The sequence below is a fragment of the Candidatus Villigracilis affinis genome (assembly GCF_016705895.1).
GTDB lineage: Bacteria > Chloroflexota > Anaerolineae > Anaerolineales > Villigracilaceae > Villigracilis > Villigracilis affinis.
Map to the genome: position 1 here is coordinate 19695 of NZ_JADJKT010000028.1, position 22112 is coordinate 41806.

Annotated in this window: 20 protein-coding genes, 1 tRNA gene and 1 pseudogene; 1 reads left to right on the plus strand and 21 read right to left on the minus strand. The window is 52.5% G+C overall.

All coding sequences use genetic code 11. The features are described 5' to 3' along the window. Positions 1-48 precede the first annotated feature (48 nt). The 9 genes and pseudogenes from IPI86_RS13365 to IPI86_RS13405 all read right to left on the minus strand — a co-directional run bounded on the left by IPI86_RS13365 (position 49) and on the right by IPI86_RS13405 (position 8203). Positions 49-435, minus strand: coding sequence for a hypothetical protein (locus IPI86_RS13365; protein ID WP_345298511.1), 387 nt, complete (start codon positions 433-435; stop codon positions 49-51). A 19-nt stretch (positions 436-454) separates the two neighbouring features. Continuing rightward, complete coding sequence (locus tag IPI86_RS13370) at positions 455-1192, minus strand: hypothetical protein (protein ID WP_345298512.1); 738 nt, start codon at positions 1190-1192, stop codon at positions 455-457. A 54-nt stretch (positions 1193-1246) separates the two neighbouring features. Continuing rightward, positions 1247-2134, minus strand: coding sequence for a SurA N-terminal domain-containing protein (locus tag IPI86_RS13375; protein ID WP_345298513.1), 888 nt, complete (start codon positions 2132-2134; stop codon positions 1247-1249). A gap of 72 nt (positions 2135-2206) precedes the next feature. Continuing rightward, a pseudogene (gene groL / locus IPI86_RS13380) lies at positions 2207-3867 on the minus strand (chaperonin GroEL). A gap of 27 nt (positions 3868-3894) precedes the next feature. Next, positions 3895-4194, minus strand: coding sequence for a co-chaperone GroES (gene groES / locus IPI86_RS13385; protein ID WP_345298514.1), 300 nt, complete (start codon positions 4192-4194; stop codon positions 3895-3897). Between the two features lie 214 nt (positions 4195-4408). Next, entirely contained in the window at positions 4409-5833 is a 1425-nt protein-coding gene (locus IPI86_RS13390) for a tetratricopeptide repeat protein (RefSeq protein WP_345298515.1), read from the minus strand. Then, a complete protein-coding gene (locus tag IPI86_RS13395; RefSeq protein ID WP_345298516.1) occupies positions 5830-7080 on the minus strand; it encodes a tetratricopeptide repeat protein in 1251 nt (416 codons plus the stop codon). Before IPI86_RS13395 ends, IPI86_RS13390 begins: the two co-directional genes overlap by 4 nt. Positions 7081-7402: 322 nt before the next feature. After that, positions 7403-7474, minus strand: a tRNA-Lys gene (locus IPI86_RS13400). A gap of 63 nt (positions 7475-7537) precedes the next feature. Further along, a complete protein-coding gene (locus tag IPI86_RS13405) occupies positions 7538-8203 on the minus strand; it encodes an ion channel (RefSeq protein WP_345298517.1) in 666 nt (221 codons plus the stop codon). 101 nt (positions 8204-8304) lie between these two features. On the opposite strand from IPI86_RS13405, the gene IPI86_RS13410 reads away from it, so the two are divergent. Next, positions 8305-8751: a hypothetical protein gene (locus IPI86_RS13410; protein ID WP_345298518.1), complete on the plus strand. Its 447-nt coding sequence runs from the start codon at positions 8305-8307 to the stop codon at positions 8749-8751. Between the two features lie 48 nt (positions 8752-8799). On the opposite strand, the gene IPI86_RS13415 is transcribed toward IPI86_RS13410, so the two are convergent. The 12 genes from IPI86_RS13415 to nuoD all read right to left on the minus strand — a co-directional run bounded on the left by IPI86_RS13415 (position 8800) and on the right by nuoD (position 22111). Further along, positions 8800-9819 (minus strand): NADH-quinone oxidoreductase subunit N, encoded by a 1020-nt coding sequence (locus IPI86_RS13415; protein ID WP_345298519.1) that lies wholly within the window; start codon positions 9817-9819, stop codon positions 8800-8802. A 475-nt stretch (positions 9820-10294) separates the two neighbouring features. Further along, positions 10295-11806 carry an NADH-quinone oxidoreductase subunit M gene (locus IPI86_RS13420; protein ID WP_345298520.1) on the minus strand — a complete coding sequence of 504 codons (1512 nt, stop codon included), beginning with the start codon at positions 11804-11806 and terminating at the stop codon, positions 10295-10297. Between the two features lie 23 nt (positions 11807-11829). Continuing rightward, positions 11830-12705: a proton-conducting transporter membrane subunit gene (locus IPI86_RS13425; RefSeq protein WP_345298521.1), complete on the minus strand. Its 876-nt coding sequence runs from the start codon at positions 12703-12705 to the stop codon at positions 11830-11832. 37 nt (positions 12706-12742) lie between these two features. Then, entirely contained in the window at positions 12743-14017 is a 1275-nt protein-coding gene (locus tag IPI86_RS13430) for an NADH-quinone oxidoreductase subunit L (RefSeq protein ID WP_345298522.1), read from the minus strand. A 71-nt stretch (positions 14018-14088) separates the two neighbouring features. Continuing rightward, positions 14089-14409 carry an NADH-quinone oxidoreductase subunit NuoK gene (gene nuoK / locus IPI86_RS13435; RefSeq protein WP_345298523.1) on the minus strand — a complete coding sequence of 107 codons (321 nt, stop codon included), beginning with the start codon at positions 14407-14409 and terminating at the stop codon, positions 14089-14091. Further along, positions 14409-14933, minus strand: coding sequence for an NADH-quinone oxidoreductase subunit J (locus IPI86_RS13440; RefSeq protein ID WP_345298524.1), 525 nt, complete (start codon positions 14931-14933; stop codon positions 14409-14411). The genes nuoK and IPI86_RS13440 overlap by 1 nt, the downstream gene beginning before the upstream one ends. 70 nt (positions 14934-15003) lie before the next feature. Then, positions 15004-15525 (minus strand): NADH-quinone oxidoreductase subunit NuoI, encoded by a 522-nt coding sequence (gene nuoI, locus IPI86_RS13445; RefSeq protein WP_345298525.1) that lies wholly within the window; start codon positions 15523-15525, stop codon positions 15004-15006. Next, positions 15512-16651 carry an NADH-quinone oxidoreductase subunit NuoH gene (nuoH, locus tag IPI86_RS13450; RefSeq protein ID WP_345298526.1) on the minus strand — a complete coding sequence of 380 codons (1140 nt, stop codon included), beginning with the start codon at positions 16649-16651 and terminating at the stop codon, positions 15512-15514. Before nuoH ends, nuoI begins: the two co-directional genes overlap by 14 nt. A 1-nt stretch (position 16652) precedes the next feature. Further along, the gene (nuoG, locus tag IPI86_RS13455) at positions 16653-19121 is read right to left on the minus strand and encodes an NADH-quinone oxidoreductase subunit NuoG (protein WP_345298527.1); all 2469 of its coding nucleotides are present in this window, start codon (positions 19119-19121) and stop codon (positions 16653-16655) included. A gap of 10 nt (positions 19122-19131) precedes the next feature. Then, entirely contained in the window at positions 19132-20379 is a 1248-nt protein-coding gene (gene nuoF / locus IPI86_RS13460; RefSeq protein WP_345298528.1) for an NADH-quinone oxidoreductase subunit NuoF, read from the minus strand. Then, complete coding sequence (locus IPI86_RS13465; protein ID WP_345298529.1) at positions 20379-20885, minus strand: NAD(P)H-dependent oxidoreductase subunit E; 507 nt, start codon at positions 20883-20885, stop codon at positions 20379-20381. Before IPI86_RS13465 ends, nuoF begins: the two co-directional genes overlap by 1 nt. After that, positions 20882-22111, minus strand: coding sequence for an NADH dehydrogenase (quinone) subunit D (nuoD, locus tag IPI86_RS13470; protein WP_345298530.1), 1230 nt, complete (start codon positions 22109-22111; stop codon positions 20882-20884). Before nuoD ends, IPI86_RS13465 begins: the two co-directional genes overlap by 4 nt. Position 22112 lies beyond the last annotated feature (1 nt).

Consider the following 22112-nt stretch of genomic DNA (forward strand, 5'->3'; position numbering starts at 1 on the left):
CAAACAAAAATGTCCGCTGCTTATCAGGCAGCGGACATTTTATTATTCTCACTTTTTCTTCTTCGCTTTCCTACCCTTTTTCAACTCTTCAAGCTCCAGCCTGTTCTTTTCCAATTCAAGCTCAAGCTTCTTGCGTTCCACTTCCGCCAGTGACGACTCCCGCCTCTCCTTGCGCCAGGTAATGACTGTTGTGACAATGAATCCAACCAGCGAAGTAATGGAAGTAATGGCAGAACCGATCACTGCCGAAAAGCCCAGACCATCCGCATCCTGCACCGGCGGTGTCGTGGATGGGTCATCGTTCGCGGATGGAGCGAACTCACTCATGGCTTGCTTTACCATCGACGTGCTGACGGCCAATATCACAAGCACAAGCGTAGACGCTACAAACAAAACCAGGAAGATATTTCTAAGAGTGACGCGTCCAGCCAACATTGAAAATACTCCCGACTGATTACGGATTCTTCTTGAAACGCACCAGCACCAAATTCTTTGAACATTCCTTGAAGGTGTCGATCTCGATCGGGTCAGACAAAGGCAGGCCTGCCTGGTCAAGGATCTGCAGGGTCAGGTTGCTTCTGGTTGTGATCGGGGTCGTTCCCAAAAAGAACTCATAGCCAGATTTTCCATATGCGGGGGCAATACTACTGACGGTCAATTCATTCTTGGTGCTGCCGTTGTAACTTCCCACAAGGCGGACGGTGATTCTGAGGATATCTGCATTATTCGAATCCACGATGGTGCCGCCGATCCCCTGCCATTTACAAGCCGCTTCCGGATGAATGATCGTGCTGTCAATATAAGTGACGGTCGCAGAAAACTGCGCTTTGGGCAGCGGGGTCGGTGTGGGCGTATCGGAAGGGGTCACGAGCGAGAAAAGTGTTGGTGAAGGGATCAGTGTATGGGTAGGAAGAAGGGTCGGCGTCTCGGTCACGAGCGCGAATGGAGTGGCTGTCCAGGTGGCATCCATTTGAAGCGGCGTGATCGTCGCTGTGGGCGGAGCATTGGGGTCAACCATGCTTGCCTTAAAGGGATTCAAAGCCGATTGGGGGAAAATAAAAACCGCAACAAAATACACACCGAGGCAGAGCGTCAACAAAAGTGTCGCAATACTTAGCATATCCCAGACCTCAAGTTTTGCGCTTTGCTTTGGGCTGGAGGTCTCTTCATAGTTATAATCGTATTTACTCATTACACAACTCCAATGACAACTTTATATCATTGCAACTGCAAGGTTGCATTTACACTAGGGAATTAAAGTGATCTCGCTTTTTGCGCGCTGTTCTGCAAGCCAGGTATGAACCGCAAGTTCCTGCACGGTCAACAGGGCATCGGGCGTGAGCGGGTGCTCGCCGCGTTCAACGGCTTTGAAAATATGAAATCCCGCATCTGTCGCGATGACATCCGTATACATGCCTGGCTGTAAGGCAAACAACGCTTCATCCGCCGCCGGGTCGAGCAGATAACCGCGCGGCACCCAGCCCAACTCACCAAAAGTGACAGGGTCAAAAAGCGCGGCCTTCGCGTCAAAATCTGCGCCAGCCTTGATCTCATCCAACGCCGCACGCGCGTCAACCTCATTATAGGTCAAAATCTGGCGGACGTGAATTTGTTCAACAACGGTTGGAACATCCGCAATGATTTTGTCACGCATCCACGCTGCTTCGATGGAACGCTTCAGTGCAAAGCGGAAGGAAGCATCGTCATAGCCATGAGCCGACTGCCATTGACTTAACGCATCGGCGCTTCCCAGTTGAGTGGCCAGCGCATCAATCCTCGACTGTAAGTCTGCTTCTGTCAAAGTGAAATTCGCCGCTCTGGCAGCTTGTGACAACAAAACCTGCGCGATCAAATCTTCAAGCACAGCTTTGCCTGCATCTTCATCCGTGAAGGAGAGTCCCAGCGCGGTTTGTGCGGCTTTATAACGCTCCAGTTCAGATTGAAATTCAGCGATGGTGATGTATTCCCCATTCACAGTCGCCACAGAAGGCGGCGGAGTGGCAGTGGGAGGCAAAGGCGTGGAAGTCGGCAATTCGAGAGTGGGCGTGCTCGAGGTCCCGAGCGAAGCGCAGGCACTTAATCCCAAAACAAAAGCCAGAGTCAATTGAGCAAAAAAACGGGGTTTTGAAGACATTCGTGGAATTATATATTAAAAACATAGAGACACGGCAATGCCGTGTCTCTACAAATTTGTTGACGGATCGGTTTAGTAATCCATGCCGCCCATGCCGCCAGGAGGCATGGCAGGAGCGTTTTCCTTCGCGGGCACATCGGTGATGAGCACGTCGGTGGTGAGGATCATCGCGGCGATGGAAGCGGCGTTTTCGAGAGCGCCACGAACCACCTTCACGGGATCGATCACACCAGCCTTGATCATGTCGGTGTATTCGCCGGTGAGGACGTTGAAGCCGATGTTCGGGTTCTTCTTCTCGGCAGCGGTGCGGCGGACGGTGTCGATGATGACGGAGCCATCCTGGCCAGCGTTGGAAGCCAACTTGCGGATCGGGGCTTCGAGCGCCTTCTTGACGATGTTGATGCCGACTTTGATCTCTTCGTTCTCGTCATCGGCATGAGCCTTGGCGAGTTTGTCGAGTTTGCCAGCGGCGTTGATGAGGGAGATCTCACCACCGGGGACGATGCCTTCTTCAACTGCGGCGCGAGCGGCAGAGAGAGCATCTTCCACGCGGTGCTTCTTTTCCTTCATTTCAGTTTCGGTCGCGGCGCCTACGCGGATGATGGCAACACCACCGCTGAGCTTGGCGAGACGTTCCTGAAGTTTTTCCTTGTCGTAATCGCTGGTGCTCTTGTCCATCTCGATGCGGATTTCCTTGATGCGACCTTCGATTTCGCTCTTCTTGCCCTTGCCGCCGATGACGGTGGTGTTCTCTTTGTCAGAGACAACCTTCTCAGCGCGGCCGAGGTCGGCAACAGTGGCGGATTCGAGCTTGCGGCCGGTCTCTTCAGAGATGACCTGTCCACCGGTGAGGGCGGCGATATCCTGAAGCATGGCCTTGCGGCGATCACCAAAGCCAGGGGCCTTGATGGCGAGCACGTTGAGCATGCCGCGGATCTTGTTCAAGATCAAGGTAGCGAGAGCTTCGCCGTCAACATCTTCAGCGATGATGACGAGTTCGCGCTTGCCGAGCTGAACGAGTTTTTCGAGCAAAGGAACGATGTCCTGTGCAGCGGAGATTTTCTTGTCATAGATCAAGACATACGCGTCGCTGATCTGGGCTTCCATCTGGTCGCCGTTGGTGATGAAGTAGGGGAAAGATAACCGCGGTCGAACTGCATACCTTCGACGAATTCGGTTTCGAACTGCATGGTCTTGGATTCTTCAACGGTGATAACGCCGTCTTTGCCGACCTTGTCCATCACGTCTGCGATCAATTCGCCGATCTCAACATCTGCGGCAGAGTTGGTCGCTACGGAAGCGATCTCTTCGCGGGTATCGATCTTGACGGAGTTCTTCTTGAGTTCGGTCACGATGGTCTCGGTGGCGAGCTCAATGCCCTTCTTGAGGAGCATCGGGTTGTAACCAGCTTCAAGAGCCTTGAGGCCTTCGGTTACGATGGCATAAGCCAAAACGGTGGAGGTGGTTGTACCGTCACCGGCGATGTCATTGGTCTTCTGGGCAGCTTCCTTGAGGAGCTGGGCGCCCATGTTCTCGAAAGGATCTTCGAGTTCGATTTCCTTCGCAACGGAAACACCGTCGTGAGTGATGGTGGGGGAACCGAACTTGCGGTCGATTGCCACATTGCGGCCTTTGGGGCCAAGGGTTGCGGAAACAGCGTTCGCAACAACAGTCATGCCGTTCTTAAGCTTACGGCGAGCATCTTCTGAAAATACAATTTGTTTAGCAGCCATGGTTCACTTCCTTTTTTTCTATTGGGATTAACCGACAATACCGAGAAGGTCGCTCTCGCGCATGATGAGCAATTTCTTGCCATCGATCTTCACTTCGGTGCCGGAGTACTTGGCGAAAAGCACGGTATCGCCAGCCTTCACATCCATGGCGATGCGATCGCCCTTGTCATTGCGGTCGCCGGGGCCAGCCGCCAAAATCTTGCCCTGTTGGGGTTTTTCCTTTGCGGTTTCAGGAAGAACGATACCGCCAGCGGTTACTTCTTCCTGCTCGATGGGCTCGACCAACACGCGGCCGCCCAAGGGTTTAAATGAGAGTTGTTTTGCCATTTCCTGCCTCCATTAAGAGATTTGAATTTTTTGAATAAGCACAGAATTAGCACTCAATGCTTACGAGTGCTAATTGCAATATTACCTAGTTAAATTGGTCAAGTCAAGGGGATTGTATAAATTCTTACAAAACTCTGATGGATGCCAACATTCGCCTCCCCGCCTAACCGAACGCTGATTCGGTCTCACTAAGCATTCCCGCCCCGAAAAATCATCAAGGAGGGGCGGTCGGCACTGTGTCTGTGGCCGACGGGGTTCCTTCCGCACCTGCAGCGGGGGCATCATTTAAAGTGGAGCAGATCGTCCGCACCACAACGATATCGGCGGCGATGTTCGGGTCGTTGTCAAATTCCGAAGCTTCGATCTCGCTGGCAATATCCAGCGCCTCCCCACAATAGCTCTTCGACGGGGTGCTCAAAGCCGCCAGTTCGGAGGCATAAATATCATAATAATAGACCGTGTTGGAAGTAAGTGGCAGGCCTGATACATCTGCAGGGACATCGCTATTCCCACAGCCGCCGCGCCCTTCACAGGATTCGTCCTGATTACAGCCGCGGATGGCACACTTCAGCGCAAGAATACCGGTCTCATAGTTACGATTCTTGTGATACAACACGCCCAACTCGCCATAGAACTCCGCCTTGTCAGGTTGGAACTCGATCGTCTTTTGCACGTTACGGATGGCGATAAAGAATTGCCCCATCTGCGAATAGGTCTTTGCAATGGAAAGATACGGCGCAGGATCATTGATCCCCAACTGGTCATTGATGGTTGCCGCTCTGTCGAAATACTCCAGCGATTTTTCAAAAAGCTGGGTCTGTACTTCTTCATTAGGACTGTTAAAAGCAAGGATACGGTAGTTCGCACCCGCCCGAATATGCAAAAAGGTCAAATTGGGAGCGATGTTGATTGCGCGGTCATAGGCCTCAATGGCAAGCGCATATTCGCCCAACGACTCAAGCACATACGCGTGCACCCGATGCACATCCATCAAGGATGGGTCACGCTCCAATGCCTGGTCGATGATCTGCTGGGCATTTGTCCATTTTTGCTGGTCGACCAGAATCTCTGCATAGAAAGCCAAAGCGCGGGTGTTGTTAGGGTCCAGTTGCAAGGCACGCACAGCGGCGCCATTGGCCTTGGTCAACAGGCGCTGCACTTCCCTTTCATCGGGAACAAGCACGGGGTTGGCATTCCAATCCAGAACAAAGGCATAAACAGACTGGGCATAGCTGTCATCAGGTGAAAGGGCAACCGCCTGTTCGGCAGAAGCAAGCGCCTCAGCCAGACGCACCTTGGTATCCGCATCACTCACCATCATCGCGGATGAATAGGTCTGGATGCGCGCAAGGTCTGCCAGCAGCTTGGCGTTGGTGGGGTCCACTTTCGCGGCTTCACCGTAAGCGGTGATGGCAGCATCCAATTCCCCTGCGGTAAATTGCGCATCGCCTTCGAGAGCATAAGAAAGCGCGAACCGCGTGGGCGTGGGCGTGGGATAGAACAAAGGCTTGACATCGCCGCTCTGCACAGAGCGAATCAACCAAATGCCTCCAAGGATCAAAGTGGTCCAGAAGAACATACGGTAAACGTTGATCTCCCCCCGCCGTCGAAAGATGTCGCGTTTTTGGTAGATGTTCATGGTGTCGGTGTGGGAGTTTCCGTCGAAACAGGAGCAGCTTCGGGCGAAGTGGGAAGCGGTTCTGGCGTCTGCACCAGATTCTGTTCGCATTTGCTGATGATCGCATTGGCATTTTCCACGGCCAGTTCATCAGCAGGGATGCGTTCCAGAATGGTGCGTGCAATGTTCAGCGCATCGCCGCATTTGTTGGTGCGCGCAAGTGCGAGGCCATAGGTGAAATAATATTCGGCAAGACGCACATTGTTGGGCACAAGCGGCAACGCCTTGATCGGGGTGCCATCCTGCGTAAAACCGCCGTTGATCACATAATCAAATTCTGCAAGGGCTTCGGTCCAATATCCATTGCGATAATACATCACGCCAAGATTCCCGCGCAGATTCGTATCCGCACCGTCATTCGCAACCGCCTGTTCGGCATATTGCATGGCTTTTCCAAATTCACCACGCGTGGCATAGGTACGCGAGGTGAGAAAATCAGGCGTAGGGTCTTCGGGGTTAAGCGCATCGGCATTCGAGAAAGCGGTGATCGCATCTTCATAACTGCCCATCGCGCGAAAATTGATTCCCTGCGAAAGATACAGGTCGGCGATTTTGGGGTTGATATCGATGGCAAACTGGTATTCGCGAATGGCTTCCTCATATTCGCCGACAGCTTCGAGGATAAGCCCGCGCGCGCGATGGGTCTCGAGGGTGTTGGGGGCTAGCGCCACAGCAATCCTTGATTCATCAATTGCTTTTTCGATCACATCGAAGGAGCCTGAATCCACAAGGATCTCCACGTAATAGGCATGTGCAAGTGCGTTATTGGGGTCAAGTGTCAGCGCGCGCTCAATGCTGTCTTCCGCTTCTATATATTCTCCCTGCTCGCCCAATGACCAGGCAAGCACAGCATGCGCCATCGAATTTGCATTATTAAGCAGAATCGCACTTTCGGCGCTTTGCTGCGCATCTTCATACTCACCTGCAAAAACCTGGGTCTGGGCAAGTGCCACATATACGGTTGGGTCATCAGGCCGCGACAGGATCGCCTCTTGATAAGATTCGATCGCGCGAAGCAGCTGTCCCTGCTTGAAATATTCCTGCGCCTCAGTGACGAACGATTCGGGCGAACGCGTGGGTGTGGGGGTCGGTAAAAATGGTGATGGCCGCGCCGCAATCACAAATCGATTCACGTAGGAGGCACCCAAGACCAACAGGCACAATAAAATAATGCGGAACCAATTCGGGCGGGTCCGCCTGCGATTCATACTCCACTTACTTCCTTTTAGATACATCGTTTTTTATATTACCATTTTCATGAAATCAAAGTCAAGCAGGGGTTTTCAATCTCTCATATGCCTCTAAGCGGAAATGTACAGGATCGTTCGAAAACCATGATTTTTCGCATTAATTGAAACACGGGATTGTTATGCGCAATCGACGTTTCGCACTTCCGTTGATCTGGGTTCAACATCCCAAACATCAGTTTCCCCGAAACATATTCATCCAAATTTCATTTCCTCAGGCGGATAAAAACAAATCTGTTTTAAAAACTTGAAGTCCGATTCTTCAAAATCGGACTTCCGCCTGTGACTCCGGGGGGATTCGAACCCTCAACCAATTGCTTAAGAGGCAACTGCTCTGCCATTGAGCTACGGAGCCATTCACCAAACTTGCGAGCGGTATTATACCGCAAAGAAAAAGTGTGTCAACAAAAAAGCGGCATCAGCGTTTGCGCTGAATGTCATACAGACTGACGAGCCGCGCCACCAAAATAGCCACATAAAGCACGCCTACTGTGACCTCGATGCCCGCCAGCATCCTCGCCCACATACTCGCGGGAAGTACATCCCCATACCCCGCCGTGCTGAGGGTGATCAGGCTGTAATACACGAATTGCTGCCACTGGACGGGCGCGCCGAGGGTATTATCCACAAACGAGCCGGGGATGGCGGTCTCCAGCATGCCATAAATGGGGACAAAGAAGAAGGAGAGCAGGAAGTAGACAGCACAAGCGGCGTAGATCACGTCAGCCGTGACGGATTCCGCGGTGAAAATATAGCGCATCAAAACCGAGACGATCATTACGTGATAGACCAGCAAGATCAAATAAGTGATCTGAATCTTCCAGGCATTGGTGGGGTCAAGCGCATATAGAACCGCCGCGATCAACCAGACCACCGCAATGGCGATCGACCAGGTGATGTGCGCGCGGCTGTCGCTGGTGATGACAATCCCAACCACGAACAGCCCCGCGTACAAAACCTGATACAAAATCAAGGCTGCAGGGTCGTTCCCCGCTGTGATCGGATAAATCATGTTGAGCAGTACGATCACGGCCAGCACATAAATGGCACGCCCTTTAATAGTGTCTTTCGATTTGATCGGCATGCGGGGTATTCTACCAAACACCTGACCTTCATCCCATTTCAAGGGGATGAAAAAAAGCCTACAATATTTTCAATCATTAATTTATTTTCGGAAGGTGTGACATGTCGAACAATTCAAATAGAGCATGGAAGACTTTTTTCGGCTGTGGAGGGCTTTCCCTCTTCCTCCTTACAGTTGCTCTGCTGGCTGTGACATTGGCATGCATCGCAACGGTGGCTGTCCCCATTCTTGACAAGGATATCCTGCAGGAGATCGCCTGCCCGCCGGGTACCACACTCGTCACCGGTTGGGAGGAAACCACCTATACTCATCCCGGAGAAAAGGTTCTTTACGGGTATTGCGAGGATGCGCAGGGAAATCAACTCCCCGCCCAGGACCTCGGCTACGGCGCGTTGGAATATTTCCCGAAATATTTTTGGATTTCACTGGCCGTCAGCTTTGTGTTGACACTTTTGGTGATTATCCCGCTCGTCATTCTCTTTCAGATCATCAAAAGAAAATTCTTCTCTAAACCCAATCCTCCAAGCTCTGCGATTGGAAATTTGTAACAGAAAAGCGATGGCAGTTACGCCATCGCTTTTTATTTGAAAACCAATCTATCGAATTATCGCTGTACTTGCCAGCAGGAACAGGAACTGCGGAACGAAACTTAACACAACGGTTGCGATCGCGGTCACAGCAGTGGTGACACCAAGCCAGGGTTCACGCTCAATGGTTGGGTCGCCTTCACGCATGTACATGGTGACCACCACACGCAGATAGTAGTATGCTGAAATGAGCGATGTCACCACACCGATGATCGCAAGGCCGTTATATCCGCCAGCGATCGCGGCGCGGAAGAGATAGAACTTGCCGACCATGCCAAGGGTTGGAGGGAAGCCGATAAACGAAAGCATGAAAACGGTCATGGCTGCGGCGAGAGCGGGATACTTTTTCGCGAGTCCCGCATAATCGTTGATCTCGAGCCCTTTGCCTTCCGCTTTTTCAAGGGTGATGACCACCGCCCATGTGCCGAAGTTCGTCAACACATAGGTTACAAGATAGAACAAGCCTGCCGCAACCGAAACGGATCCGACTTCCTGATTGCCATAAGGAACGAACGCCATGAGGATATACCCCGCATGTGCAATACTGGAATATGCCAGCATGCGCTTGATGTTCGTCTGCGAAATGGCAGTGAGGTTACCGACCACCATGGTCAATGCGGCAAATACCCAGAGAATGTCAGAGATATCTGTGGAAAGGGCTGGGAATGCGGTGGAGAACACGCGCAGCAAAGCGGCAAAGCCAGCGATCTTCGCGCCCGAGGACATGAAAGCCGTCACAGCAGTGGGAGCGCCTTCATATACATCTGGAGTCCACATGTGGAAGGGAACAGCCGCAACCTTGAAACCGAAACCGACAAGGATGAGAGCAGCCCCAATGGTCAGAAGCAGGATCGAGGCTCCGTTTGAAACGGCGTAGAAAATCCCACTTAGGGATGTGGTTCCAGTCGCTCCAAAAACGAGGGCGGTTCCGTATACAACAAATCCAGTTGCGAAAGCACCCAGCAGGAAGTATTTGACACCCGCTTCCTGAGATTGAGGGATTGGGACGGGCAAATGCGGCCAGCACATAGAGTGGAATGGAGAGAAGCTCAAGCGCAAGGAACACAATGATCAGGTCAGCGGCTTGGGTCATCAACATCATGCCTGAGACGCTGAAAATAAGCAGGGTGTAATATTCGCCGCGCTCGATACCCATGCGGCGTGTATACCCGAAGGCCAGCGCAATTCCCAGCAGCCCACTGGCGAGAAGCAGCACATTGGCAAAGGTTGAAAAACCGTCAACCAACACCATGCCGCTAAAGCCTGCATTATTGAGGCCGATCTGGGTGATGGTCAGGCCAAGCGTGATGGCAAGACCCAGAGCAGCAAGAAAAGCTGTCCAGCCTTTTTGCTTTTTGGGGATAAACAAATCCACCAGCAAAAGCACACATGACCATACGATCAAGGTGATCAGCGGAAGAATAGTGTAGTAATCCAGGTAATTAGGTTGCGTCATGAACGCTCCAAAATCTTGGCCATGGTTTATTTCTATGGTCAATGGTCGTTATAAAGGCAATGCAGATAAAAGTTTCTCAACCGCAGGGGCGAGGAGATCGAAGAACGGCTTGGGGTAGAGACCGATCCAGAACATGAAGATGACCAACGGAGCAACAGTGAGAATCTCGCGCCAATTAAGGTCTTTGAGTTCGTGATGTTCAGTGATCTCACCGGCAGGGCCGAGGAAGACCTTCTGGAACATGTAAAGAATATACACAGCCGCCATAATGACGCCGATGGCGGAAATACCTGCATACCACGGATTGCCAATTGCCTTGGAACCGAATGCGCCAAGCAAAATGGTGAATTCACCGATGAAGCCGTTGAGACCGGGCAAACCCATCGAAGAGAGGGACGCGATCAGCATGATGGTGCCGAAGATCGGGGTGATCTTCCACAAACCACCGTAGACTTTGATCTCGCGGGTGTGGGTCTGTTCGTAGATCATACCGATGAGGAGGAACAGCGCGCCTGTGCTTAACCCGTGGTTGATCATTTGTAAAATGGCACCTGCCACGCCTTGAGGATTCAACGCGAACAAGCCAAGCATCACGAAGCCAAGGTGACTGACAGAGGAATACGCAACCAACTTCTTCACATCTGTTTGAGCATAGGAAACTGCCGCGCCATAAATGATACCGATGGTCGCGAGGAGCGCGATCCACGGGGCGGCTTGGACGGTGGCATCCGGGAATAGCGAGATATTGAAACGCAGGAAGCCGTAGGTACCCATCTTGAGCAAAACGCCAGCCAGGATGACGGAACCAGCGGTGGGAGCTTCCACGTGGGCATCGGGCAACCACGAGTGTAACGGCCACATCGGAACTTTGATGGCGAATGCCGCAGCAAAGGCGATGAAGAGCAGCATCTGAGTCTGCGGGCTGATGCTGGTGGCATACAGATCAGGCAGACGGGCAAGCATGGTCGGGACATTGAAGGTATCGGTCTTGATGCCGAGGAACAAAATGGCAACCAGCATCAAAATGGAACCAGCCATGGTGTAGAGGAAGAACTTGACCGCAGCATATACGCGGCGCGGTCCGCCCCACAGGCCGATGAGGAAGTACATCGGAACGAGGGTAAATTCCCAGAAGATGTAGAACAGGAACAGATCCTGCGCGAGGAATACGCCCATCATGCCCACTTCCAAAAGCAGGAAGAAGATCATGAAATCCTTGACACGCTCTTCAACCGCTGTCCATGTGGAGAGCAGGGAGATGGGGGTCAGGAAGGCGGTGAGCAAAACCAACAAAATGCTCAGACCGTCCACGGCCAGGTAGTAGTAAATGTTCCAGCCCGCCACTTGAATCCACGGGTATTTGGCTTCCAGCTGCAAATCGGGATTGGATGAGTCAAACTGCGTGAGCACCCACAACGAAACGACAAAGGTGATCAATGATGTGCCCAACGCAACCCAGCGAATGGCGTTCTTCGACTCGGAGTTCATAAAGAGAATCACGAGCACGCCCACAAGCGGAAGGAAGGTCAGGAGTGTAAGAGGTTGCAAAAGAAATTCCATGTTCTATCCTCGGTTTCTACGAGTTATTTCAAAATCAAATAGCCTAAGATCAAAACCACGCCCAACAAAACGGAGAGCGCATACGAACGCACAAAGCCATTTTGCACTTTGCGTAACGTTGCTGAAACAGATTGTGTTGCACTGCCAAGCCAGTTCGCGAAGCCATCGATGCCTTTTTGATCGGCGTATTCATTCAACGCGATCTCACTCAGCCAGTTATAAGTTCCCAGAATAACCGTATCATGCACAAAGTCATGCCAGAAGCGCCAGTCGATCACATCCGCAAGGAACTGCGAGATCTTGTTGAACGGATTGATGATGACGGCGAAGTAGCCTTCATCCACGAACCATTTGCCTTCCATGCCGGTAAAAATGGGACCCAGCGGTTTCTTCAGCGGATCAATTTCGCCAGTCTTGAGCGGGTTACGTCCATACAGGAACCACGAGATCAAAATGGCAAGCAGCGCCAGCCCAGTGGAAATGCCAGCGACTTTCATATCAAGCGGAAGGCCTTCGACTTCACCGAGGGTGTGTCCCAGCCAGTGACCGAGATTGTGGAAACCTTCAAACGGAAGATTCAACGCGCCACCCGCGACCGATAAAACTGCCAGCACCATCAACGGCACGGTCATCACCTTTGGGCTTTCTTCTGCGTGCTTGGCTGCGTCAGTACGCGCCTCGCCGAAGAAGACCATCCAAATTTGACGTCCCATGTAGAATGCGGTGAAGAAGGCGGCAATGGTCAACTGCCAATAAACGCTGGTGAAGTGCAGGCTTGCATCCAAAAGGATTTCATCTTTCGACCAAAAGCCAGCAAACGGGAAGATGCCCGCAAGAGCCAGCGTGCCGATCATGTACAGCCAGAATGTGACAGGCATGGTCTTGCGAAGTCCGCCCATGTTGCGCATGTCGCCTGGGTCGAAAACCTCGCCATGCTCATCGTGACCGCCACCGTGTCCATGTTCTTCTTCTTTCTTTGCTCAGGGCATGCTTTCCTTCTTTCTTCTTTTTGCCATGATCATCATGGGCTACGTGATGCGCATGCGCATGATGTCCGCGCTCCAGACCAAGGATGACAGAACCAGCGGAGAGGAAGAGCAAAGCCTTGAAGAAAGCATGTGTGATGAGGTGGAACATCCCAGCCACGTACGCACCCATGCCCACCGCCGCAACCATGAATCCAAGTTGTGAAATGGTGGAGTACGCGAGGACTTTCTTGATATCGTATTGACCAACTGCAATCGTCGCGGCGAAGAGCGCCGTCCCTGCGCCGACCATCGCAACGATGTACTGTGCCTGCGGGACGAGCGTATAAAGCGGAGCGGAACGCGTCACAAGATACACACCAGCGGTCACCATCGTCGCGGCATGGATCAACGCCGAAACAGGGGTTGGGCCAGCCATCGCGTCTGGCAGCCAGATGTAAAGCGGGATCTGTGCAGATTTACCAGCAACACCCACCAACATAAATAATGTAATTGCTACGATCACCCACGGCATCGAATGTGCGATTTCAGGGGCGGCTTTGAAGACCTCATCGAATTGGAAGGAGCCGAGATACCAGAACATCAAGAAGCCAGCGATGAGGAAACCGAAGTCGCCGACGCGGTTGGTGATGAAAGCTTTCTTCGCGGCATTGGAATTGGCCCACGAAGGACGCGCAAGCGTGTCCATCTCGAACCAGAAGCCGATCAGCAGGAAGGAGCAAAGACCCACGCCTTCCCAGCCGACGAAGAGCATCATGTACGAGTCGCCTGAGACGAGGATCATCATCGCCGCGATGAACAGGTTGAGGAAAAGGAAGAAGCGGTTGAAACGTCCCTCTTCATGCTTGAAGCGGACATCCTCATGCATGTATCCGATCGCGTAGATGTGGATGAGGGTACCGACCCCCGAGACAACCAGCATCATTGTGGTCGAGAGCGAGTCGATGCGGAAGGTCCAATCGAGGTTGAGCGTGCCGACATGGATCCACTCTGCAAGTTTCCAGCGCACCACTTCCCCATGATTGAGGGAAACAGAATACGCCAGAAGCACCGAGACGACAAATGCCGCTCCGGACGCCAGGCTTGCCACTGCGCCGACCCAGTTCTCACTGAACTTGAACCACTTGCTAAAGATCAAATTGATCAGCAAGCCGGTGAGGGGCGCAAAGACCAGCCACGGGGCAAGAAAGAAAAATCCTGTACTAACTGATTCGCTTAAGTGCATAAAAGTCTCCAGAGAGTAGAGAGCAGAGAATAGTATTCCTACTATTTATCTAGTCCCTAGTCGTCTAATCTCTATCCTTTTAGGGAATTCAACTCATCAATGTTGATGTTCTTCCTGGTCTTGAAGATCTCAACGATCAAGGCGAGGCCCACGGCCACTTCGGCGGCAGCCACGGCAATGACGAAGAACACGAAGATCTGTCCGCTAAAGAAGGGCTGTCCACCTGCAATTTCGTAGGAACGGCCAAATGCCACAAAGGCAAGGTTGCCTGCGTTAAGCATCAATTCAATGGACATGAAAATGATCAGCGGATTGCGGCGGATGAGCACACCGAGCGCGCCAATGGAAAATAAAATGGCGGAAAGCGCCACGTAATAATTGACAGGGACCATTATTTCTGTTCTCCCTTTTCCTGCTTGGTCAGCACGATCGCGCCCACCATCGCAACCAAAAGCAAAATGGACGTGATCTCGAACGGCAGAAGATATTGATTGAACAAGGTCATCGCCATTTCACGCAAATTGTCCATCGAATTGAGGGAGGCTTCAGGCGATGAGATGAATTTATCGACCTGCGCGCGGGAGATGACCAGATACACCGATTCCACGACCAGCACGAAAGCCAGAATATACGCCAGCGGCTTCTGCCACGGGAGCGACTTGGAGGGCGCAAGATTTTCCGCGCCGAGCAGCATGATCACGAACAGGAACAACACCATGATCGCGCCTGCATACACCGTGATCTGCGACATGGCAATGAACGGCGCGCCAAGCAAAAGATAGAACACCGCTACCGTGATGAAGTTCAGCACGAGGAACAGCGCCGAATACACCGCGTTACGGCTGAACATCATCCCCAGGGCGCTCGAAATGGCGATCAGGGAGAGAACGAGAAAAACGACTATGTCAGAATTCATAAAACTCCATTTACGATTTGTAATTTTGGATTTACGAGATTACTAATCGCAAATCGCCCATCGTAAATCGTTAATCGGACGGATTTTGCATCTCAGGCACCGAACGTGTAAACACGCCCGCATCCACCTTGCGCGGTGTGGTCATTTCCACTGTGGCGACGGGTTCGAGCAGCATCTCCTTCGGGTAGATCGCCTGTCGGCGGTCAGTAAAGGAAAGCTCGTAATTATCACCGAGCACGATTGCCTCGGTCGGGCAGGCATCTTCGCAGAAGCCGCAATAGATGCAGCGCAACATATTGATCTCGTAAGTGGAGGCATACCGCTGTCCGGGGGAGAAGCGTTTTTCATCCGTATTCTCAGCCGATTCAACGAAGATCGCATCCGCAGGGCAGGCCGCGGCGCACAGCGAACATCCGATACATTTTTCGAGGCCGTTGTCATAACGCTTCAACACATGACGGCCGCGATAACGCGGACGCACGGGACGCTTCTCTTCAGGATATTGATAGGTTACGGTCTTCTCAAAAAGGAAGGAGCGCAGGGTTTCGCCCAAACCTTTTGAAAGCTCGATAATGGGATCAAATACGCCCATGGGATTTTCTCCTCAAGTCACTGTTAATAAACACCACCGCCACCAACACACAAATAATCGACAGGACGGGAATGCTCCAGAAGAACAACTGATTATTCAATTCCTTCGCAAGCAGAATACCCGTGGCAGTGATGAAGGCAAGGATCAACGATAACGGTAAAAGCACCTTCCAACCGAATGCCATCAAACGGTCGTAACGGATGCGCGGCCAGGTGGCACGGATCCAGATCATAAAGAACAGCAGGACAACAACTTTCAACAACAAATAGATCGGGCCAAGGAACCAGAAGCGATCCACACTAAAAATGGTCCCTTGCAGGAACCAGAATTCACGATATCCGCCAAAGAACAGGGTCGCTGCGATCATGCAAATGACGATCATCTTCTGGTATTCAGCCATGAAGAACAAAGCGAACTTCATGCCCGAATATTCCGCGTGATAGCCAGCGGTCAGTTCCTGCTCAGCTTCGGGCATATCGAAGGGAGCGCGGTTCACTTCCGCAAGCGTCACGATCATGAAAACCAACGCACCCGCAGGTTGAATGACCGCGAACCACATCCCTTTTTGAGCATTAACAATGTCGTTCAAATTCATCGAATCGCCGAGAAGGATGGCGATCACAATGCACAAGCCGAGCGAAAGTTCATAAGAGATCATTTGTGCAGAGGAACGAATACCGCCCAGCATGGCATACTTGTTATTGCTTGACCAACCCGCCAGCACGATGCCATACACCGCGATGGAGGCAATGGAGGTCAGGTACAACACGCCCACATTCAAGTCGGCAACATAGAGTGTGATCTCGCGGCCAAAAAGCATGAACTTTGAACCCAACGGGATCACAGCCGCCAAAATCAATGAAGGCACCACGGTCAGTATAGGCGCAAGCACAAATACAACCTTATACACGCGTGATGGGGTGAATTCTTCCTTGAAGATCAACTTCACCGCATCTGCAATCGGCTGGAGCAAGCCCTGAGGTCCAGCGCGATTCGGACCCACACGCACCTGCATACGCGCCAGCGCGCGTCGTTCATACAAGGTCAGATATGCAAAGCCTGTCAAAAGGATCAGGCAGAGAATAAATCCCTTTAATACCCATTCAAGCCAGATGGTCCAATCCATATCACTTCACCTTCCCTGCAAGCAGGACACGTGCCACTACAGGTTCACGGATCGCAATGCCCATGCTGCGCGGCACCAATGCCACACCCGCCGAGATCGTATCGTCTATCTTTACAACCACTTCAGCGTTTACGCCGTTCAAACTGATCTTCACACGTGCGCCCGCTTCCACACCCAAATTCTTCGCAGCCATCGGGTGCAGGGTTACGGTCGGCTCCCCAACCCATTGCCCAAGCAGCGCAGCAGATGAACTGACGGTCACACCGTGATCGTACAATTTGGTAACAGGAACAGCCAGCAATTCATTTTCTTTTGGACGAAGAGCCGCTTCTTTCCTGACCTTGGGTATGCGTACTGTTCCACCAGCCTGAGCGGTCGGGACGAGTTGTACGCCCAACCCCTGTGTGTTCTCGTAAGTCGTGCCGCCGTAGTACAAGTCACCGCGCCCAACGATCGGCCATTGACCATGTGTCTCGGCCAGTTTGTCGTAACTCAAATCGGTGAATGCCTCAAGTGAGTTCGAAAGAATATCGAACACCACCGAAGCAGACGAACCTTCAAGGATCACGCCCATTTGCTTGGCAACCTGAGCAGTGATGGCATAATCGGGTTTCGCATCACCCTTTACTGGTACTGCCGCATAAAAACGCTGCACACGGCGCTCTCCAGAAGTGAATGTTCCTTCGCGTTCGGTATAAGCCTGCGCGGGGAAGACCACATCTGCAACTTCGGTTGTTGCGGTTTCAAGAATATCCTGTACCGCCACAAACTTCGCGCCCTTGAGCGCCTTTGCCAAGGCAGGGTCATCACCAACAGGGTCGGCGCCTGCAATATAAACAACTTTTCCTTTAAGGGCCTTCTCTAGATCAGGCTCGGGACGGAAACCAATCTCCCATGCGCCTTGATCATTTACACGTTCCCACACAGCGACCAAACCGTTGTTCGGTCTGCCAGCGTGATCTGTCTCTTTCAAAAGTGTGGCACAAGCGGAGGAAAGGCTCGCCGTATCGCTCAAGCTAAGACCATCATTGCCGTAGAAAACAATAGCATTCTTCGCCTTGGCAAACTCATCGGCGATCTTGCCTTTGTTGCTCAGGTTGTTTACAGCCTTCGATTCATCGCCCTGTGCATAACGAATAACGAACTTCGCAAATTTATCCAACTTGGTCTCGCGCGCATTGGCAACGATGAGCGTCGCGCCGCGATCGGCAGCCTGTTTCACACGCAGCCACCAAATGGGAGCTTCCTGATACAGATCAGAAGCGACCACGAGAATGGCATCGCCCTTGCCCATCTTGCCGATGTTCGTCCCCTGCCCAACGCCGACAAGTGCGGTCAGATCTCCGCCGCCCATGTTGGAATATAAGATCGTCGTGCCACCAGCCGTATCGGCCAGCGACTTCAAGTTGAACAGGTCTTCATTTGCCAGTCGGCCCGAAGCCAGCACGACAAAATCCTTTTTCGATTTCGCGAAATTCTCGGCGGCAAGTTTTGTCGCTGCATCCCACGAAGCGCGCGCCAGCTTATCTTCTTTACGAACGAGCGGACGGGTGAGGCGTTTCTTGCTTTCGGTAAAGTGATAGGTAAAGCGGCCCTTATCGCACAACCAGATCTCATTGACTTCTTCATTCTGGCGGGGCATCACACGCTTCACAACGATATCGCCGCCAGCCTTGGCCTCACGGCGGGTATTGAGTGTGGTGTTGCAACCCACAGGGCATTGCGTACAAATGGAAGCCTGCGCTTTTAATTCCCAGGGGCGCGCGCCAAAGCGGAAGTCTGCAGTGGTCAATGCGCCGACAGGGCAGATATCGGTGGTGTTGCCTGAAAAAACGGAATCAAACCCGGGCTCTGAGAGGGAAATGATCTGCGTGTTGCGTCCGCGCTCATCAAAACCGAGCACCGCTTCACCGGCAACTTCATCTTGAAATCGGATACAGCGCGCGCACTGGATGCAGCGTTCGCGGTCGAGCCAGATCAAATCTCCAAGCGGAACCTGCTTTTCGAAATGCGCCTTCTCATCATAGATGAAGCGGCTTTGTCCCGGACCGAAAGCCATGGTCAGGTTTTGAAGCGGACATTCGCCGCCCTTGTCACAGACCGGACAATCCAGCGGGTGCGAAGTAAGCAGGAATTCAACCGTGCCCTTCTGTCCATCCAGCGCCTTGTCCGTTGTGGTCATCACCACCATGCCGTCTGAAACACGATTGGTGCAGGCCGTTTCAAGTTTGGGCATGAACTGGATCTTGGGCTGGCCGTTTTCCATCACCACCTGGCCGGTGGCGCGGTCCAACATGGGGCGGCCAACTTCCACCAGACACATGCGGCACATGCCAACGGGCTCCAGTTTCGGGTGGTGACAAAATACGGGGATGTCGATCCCAGCCATCTTGGCCGCATCGGCGATCAACGTTCCATCGGGAACGATTACTGTTATTCCATTGATTGATAGCGTGACTTGTTTCGTCATGCGTGCTCCATTAAGCCTTTACCGCTTTTTTGAAATCCTGCGGGAATCTTTCGATACCGGTCACCACAGCCATTGTGGAAAATTCGCCGAGCGCGCACAGGCATTTGCCCTGCATTTGTTTGGCAACGTTCAGGAGCAGGTCCACATCGTTTTGCGCTCCCGTGCCGGAGTGAATGCGTTCTGTAAGGTTCTTCATCCAATAATTTCCCTCGCGGCAGGTGGTGCATTTGCCACAGGATTCATGCTTGAAGAAGTGGATTGTCTTGTTGATCACCCAGTCGATATCCACCGTGTCATCCAGCACGATGACAGAGGCGGAACCAAGATCCGCGCCGAGCGTGCGCACGGTGGCGTAGTCCATCGGCGTATCAAGCACCTTGTCATCCACCGCGATCAGGGAAGAGGATGCGCCCGCAGGCATGATCGCCTTGACAGGTCTGCCATCCAAAATGCCGCCGCCGTGTTCGTAGATCAACTGGCGGAAGGTTGTACCGAATGGAAGTTCATAATTACCGGGCTTGCGCACACGGCCGGAGAGCGAGAATATCTTCACGCCCGCGCTGTCGGCGGTGCCCATCGACTTGTACCATTCCGCGCCATTGGCAAGAATGGGAGTCACATTGGTAAAAGTCTCCACATTGTTGATGATGGTGGGTTTGCCATACAGGCCGAACGAAGGCGGAAACGGCGGACGCACACGGGGCTGTCCGCGTTTGCCTTCGAGCGATTCGAGCAAAGCGGTCTCTTCGCCGCAGATATATGCGCCTGCACCGAGATGAGTGTAGATCTTCAATGAATATTCGGTGCCAAAAAGGTTTTCACCGAGGTATCCTGCTTTTTCCATGTCCGCGATCTTTTCATCGAGAGTGGCGGCTACCTGCCAGAATTCACCGCGCAGATAAATGTAGGCTGCATTCGCGCCGACCGCATAGGAAGCGATTGCCAATCCCTCCAAAAACTGGAAGGGATTGCTTTCCATGATCTCACGATCCTTGAATGTACCAGGCTCAGATTCATCGGCATTGGCGACCACATAGTGCGGCCAATTCTTGGTGTCGATGAAAGACCACTTCATACCGGTGGGGAAACCCGCACCGCCGCGGCCGCGCAGACCTGAATTCTTGACCATATCGGTCACTTCGTTTGGCTGCATTTTAGATACGGCTTTTTTGAGTGCGTCAAAACCGCCGTTCTTTTTATAGACATCGATCTTGTTGATATCCGCAATGTCGCGGTGACGTAAAAGGACGTTTGCCATTATTTCACCCCCGCGTCAGATTTCTTCAAGGCGTCGATCAATTCCATGGTCTTATCCACGGTCATGTTCTCGTGATATTTGATGCCATCGGGTCCCTGTGTCTGGAACATGGGCGCTTTGTCGCAGGCGGCGAGACACATTACAGCTTCCAGGGTCACAACTCCATCGGGGGTTGTTTCACCAACCTGAATGCCGAGGTTGCCGCACAGGTTTTTCAGGAAATCATCCGCACCGCGCAGGGCACAGGGAAGATCCGTGCAGACTTGCATGCGGTACTTGCCGGCTTTTTCATCGTGATACAGGGTGTAAAAGCCGATGATCGAAGCGACTTCCGTCTCGGTGATATCGAGCATGCGGGCAATATCCTGCATTGCGGCTTTGTTGACATACCCTTCCTCGCGCTGGGCAAGGTAAAGGAGCGGCATAACCGCCGAGCGTTTGTGCTCAGGCGGGTATTTTGACAATATCTGTTTAACTTCCTTCGGATAAGTTTTCTCAAGGCTCATCTGTCAATATCTCCGAGGACAATATCAATGGAAGCAAGGATGGCGACCAGGTCAGCCACCAAATGCCCTTTTACGATCTCTGAAAGCACACCCAGGTTATCGAACGAAGGTGTGCGTAAATGCACACGCAGAGGCTTCGGACCGCCATCGCCTTCCAGCATCAACGCCAATTCACCGCGCGGTGATTCCACTGCGCTGTAAATGGAAGCCTTCGGTGCGGGGAAACCTTCCGTCCATAACTTGAAGTGATGGATGAGTGCTTCCATGCTCACACCGATCTCTGAGCGCGGCGGCGGGACGAATTTTCGATTTTCAGAACGAACCGGCCCAAGGGGCAATTTGTTCAAAGCCTGCTCGACGATTCTCAAAGACTCGCGCAGTTCATCGATGCGGACGAGATAGCGCGCATATGTATCGCCTTCGGTGCGGGTGGGGACGTTGAAATCATATTGTTCATAGCCGCAATAAGGACGCGCTTTGCGCAAATCCCAATCGACGCCGGATGCCCGTAGTGCAGGACCCGTTACCCCGTAGGAAAGAGCCGTTTCCTTACTCAGGTATCCGATATCCACCATGCGGTCAATGAAAAGCGGGTTTTTCGTCAACAACGTTTCGTATTCATCGATGCGCTTCGGAAAGATCTTGATAAAGTCGCGCACTGCCTTTTCGAATTCGACGGGCACATCGCGCCACACGCCGCCGGGGCGGAAGTAGGTGGTCATCATGCGCTGGCCCGAGACCAGTTCGAAAATATCGAGGATCTGTTCGCGTTCGCGGAAACAATACAGGAACATGGACATCGCCGCGAGGTCGAGGCCCGAAGTACCAAGCCAAACCAAGTGTGAAGCGATGCGCTGCAACTCGGTGAGGATCACACGCAGTCCCTGCGCGCGCACGGGCACATCGAGGTCTACCAGTTTTTCAACGGCCATCACATACGCGAGGTTGTTTCCCATCGTATTCATATAATCGAGGCGGTCGGTCATCACTTCAGCCTTTTGATAGGTCTTGGCTTCCATGTTTTTTTCGATACCCGTATGCAAAAAGCCGATATCGGGAATGCAGTTGACGACGACTTCGCCATCCAGCTCAAGCAAAAGCCGCAAAACACCGTGTGTAGACGGGTGCTGCGGCCCCATGTTCAATAGCATGGTCTCGCCTGTGAGCGCTCGCTCAGATACCAGATGCTTGAATTTCTCTAAGCTGACTTCTTCAATCTGACTCATA

Bases quoted from the DNA above. Each gene is read 5' to 3' on its own strand.
- IPI86_RS13365 (WP_345298511.1), bottom strand. From the start codon at position 435: ATGTTGGCTGGACGCGTCACTCTTAGAAATATCTTCCTGGTTTTGTTT.
- IPI86_RS13370 (WP_345298512.1), bottom strand. From the start codon at position 1,192: ATGAGTAAATACGATTATAACTATGAAGAGACCTCCAGCCCAAAGCAA.
- IPI86_RS13375 (WP_345298513.1), bottom strand. From the start codon at position 2,134: ATGTCTTCAAAACCCCGTTTTTTTGCTCAATTGACTCTGGCTTTTGTT.
- groES (WP_345298514.1), bottom strand. From the start codon at position 4,194: ATGGCAAAACAACTCTCATTTAAACCCTTGGGCGGCCGCGTGTTGGTC.
- IPI86_RS13390 (WP_345298515.1), bottom strand. From the start codon at position 5,833: ATGAACATCTACCAAAAACGCGACATCTTTCGACGGCGGGGGGAGATC.
- IPI86_RS13395 (WP_345298516.1), bottom strand. From the start codon at position 7,080: ATGAATCGCAGGCGGACCCGCCCGAATTGGTTCCGCATTATTTTATTG.
- IPI86_RS13405 (WP_345298517.1), bottom strand. From the start codon at position 8,203: ATGCCGATCAAATCGAAAGACACTATTAAAGGGCGTGCCATTTATGTG.
- IPI86_RS13410 (WP_345298518.1), top strand. From the start codon at position 8,305: ATGTCGAACAATTCAAATAGAGCATGGAAGACTTTTTTCGGCTGTGGA.
- IPI86_RS13415 (WP_345298519.1), bottom strand. From the start codon at position 9,819: ATGTGCTGGCCGCATTTGCCCGTCCCAATCCCTCAATCTCAGGAAGCG.
- IPI86_RS13420 (WP_345298520.1), bottom strand. From the start codon at position 11,806: ATGGAATTTCTTTTGCAACCTCTTACACTCCTGACCTTCCTTCCGCTT.
- IPI86_RS13425 (WP_345298521.1), bottom strand. From the start codon at position 12,705: ATGGGCGGACTTCGCAAGACCATGCCTGTCACATTCTGGCTGTACATG.
- IPI86_RS13430 (WP_345298522.1), bottom strand. From the start codon at position 14,017: ATGCACTTAAGCGAATCAGTTAGTACAGGATTTTTCTTTCTTGCCCCG.
- nuoK (WP_345298523.1), bottom strand. From the start codon at position 14,409: ATGGTCCCTGTCAATTATTACGTGGCGCTTTCCGCCATTTTATTTTCC.
- IPI86_RS13440 (WP_345298524.1), bottom strand. From the start codon at position 14,933: ATGAATTCTGACATAGTCGTTTTTCTCGTTCTCTCCCTGATCGCCATT.
- nuoI (WP_345298525.1), bottom strand. From the start codon at position 15,525: ATGGGCGTATTTGATCCCATTATCGAGCTTTCAAAAGGTTTGGGCGAA.
- nuoH (WP_345298526.1), bottom strand. From the start codon at position 16,651: ATGGATTGGACCATCTGGCTTGAATGGGTATTAAAGGGATTTATTCTC.
- nuoG (WP_345298527.1), bottom strand. From the start codon at position 19,121: ATGACGAAACAAGTCACGCTATCAATCAATGGAATAACAGTAATCGTT.
- nuoF (WP_345298528.1), bottom strand. From the start codon at position 20,379: ATGGCAAACGTCCTTTTACGTCACCGCGACATTGCGGATATCAACAAG.
- IPI86_RS13465 (WP_345298529.1), bottom strand. From the start codon at position 20,885: ATGAGCCTTGAGAAAACTTATCCGAAGGAAGTTAAACAGATATTGTCA.
- nuoD (WP_345298530.1), bottom strand. From the start codon at position 22,111: ATGAGTCAGATTGAAGAAGTCAGCTTAGAGAAATTCAAGCATCTGGTA.